The sequence below is a fragment of the Aquidulcibacter sp. genome (assembly GCF_049239865.1).
In the GTDB taxonomy this organism is placed as follows: Bacteria; Pseudomonadota; Alphaproteobacteria; order Caulobacterales; family Aquidulcibacteraceae; genus Aquidulcibacter.
Window position 1 is genome coordinate 1 of record NZ_JBMLTR010000183.1, and the last position, 1,340, is coordinate 1,340.

The 1,340-nt window shown below is 57.8% G+C and carries 1 protein-coding gene; it reads left to right on the top strand.

What is annotated here, in order from left to right; all coding sequences use genetic code 11:
• A partial coding sequence (locus ACOVRA_RS13230; RefSeq protein WP_421720713.1) for a methylmalonyl-CoA mutase family protein occupies positions 1 to 1,340 on the top strand: 1,340 nt, incomplete at both ends.

The following is a 1,340-nucleotide window of genomic DNA, read 5'->3' on the forward strand; positions in this document are numbered from 1 at the left end:
ATTCCGCTGGAAACCATGAATACCAGCATGACGATCAATGCGCCTGCCGCTTGGATGTTGGCGCTTTATGTCGCTTTAGCCGACGAGCAGGGGGCAGACCGCAAGAAGCTGCAGGGCACGACGCAGAATGATTTGATCAAGGAATATCTTTCCCGCGGAACCTATGTGTTCCCGCCTGCGCCCAGCCTGAAATTGACGGCAGACACGATTGCTTGGTGCCTGAAAGAAACGCCAAAATTCAATCCGATGAATGTGTGCTCCTATCATTTGCAGGAAGCAGGGGCGACGCCAGAGCAAGAATTGGCCTTTGCGCTCGCCACCGCCATTGCCGTCCTGGATGAAGTCAAAGCCCAGGGCCAAGTCTTGCCGGAAGACTTCCCCGCCGTGGTGGGGCGCATCAGCTTCTTCGTCAATGCTGGCATCCGCTTTGTGACCGAGCTGTGCAAAATGCGCGCCTTCAACGTGCTTTGGGACGAGATTTGTAAGGACCGCTATGGCGTAGCCGACCCCGCGATGCGCCGCTTCCGCTATGGCGTGCAGGTCAATTCCTTGGGCCTGACAGAGCCGCAGCCGGAGAACAACGTCTATCGTATCTTGCTTGAAACGCTGGCCGTGACCATGAGCAAGGATGCCCGGGCGCGTGCCGTGCAATTGCCGGCTTGGAACGAGGCCTTGGGCCTGCCGCGCCCCTGGGATCAGCAATGGAGCTTAAGGCTTCAACAAATCCTCGCCTATGAAACCGATCTTCTTGAATATGAGGATTTGTTCGCGGGCTCCCACGTCGTGGAAAAAAAGGTCGCCGAACTCGTGGCTGGTGCCAAGGCAGAGCTTGCCAAGATTGATGCCTTGGGCGGGGCGGTTGCTGCGGTGCCTTATATGAAGGAAGGGCTGGTGCAATCCAATCGCGACCGCTTGTTGGGCATTGAAGGTGGCAGCCAAGTGGTCGTCGGCGTCAATCGCTGGTCAGACACCGAGCAATCGCCCTTGTCGGCTGGCGAAGGCTCAATCCAGACCGTCGATCCCATGGTGGAAGCCGATCAGATCAAGCGCCTGAATGCGTGGCGCGCGGGTCGTGACGCCGCAGCAGTTGAGGCTGCTTTGGCAGACCTTGAAGCGGCAGCGCGCGACAATCTCAATATTATGGAGCCTTCGATTGCGTGCGCCAAAGCCGGTGTCACCACGGGGGAGTGGGGGGCTTTGCTGCGCCGGGTTTATGGCGAATATCGCGCGCCAACCGGTGTCTCTCTGCTTGTGAATATCGAAGGCGAAGACATTGAAGCTGTGTCGAAAAAGGTCGATGACATCAGCGAGAAACTGGGCCGTCGCTTGGCCTTTTTGGT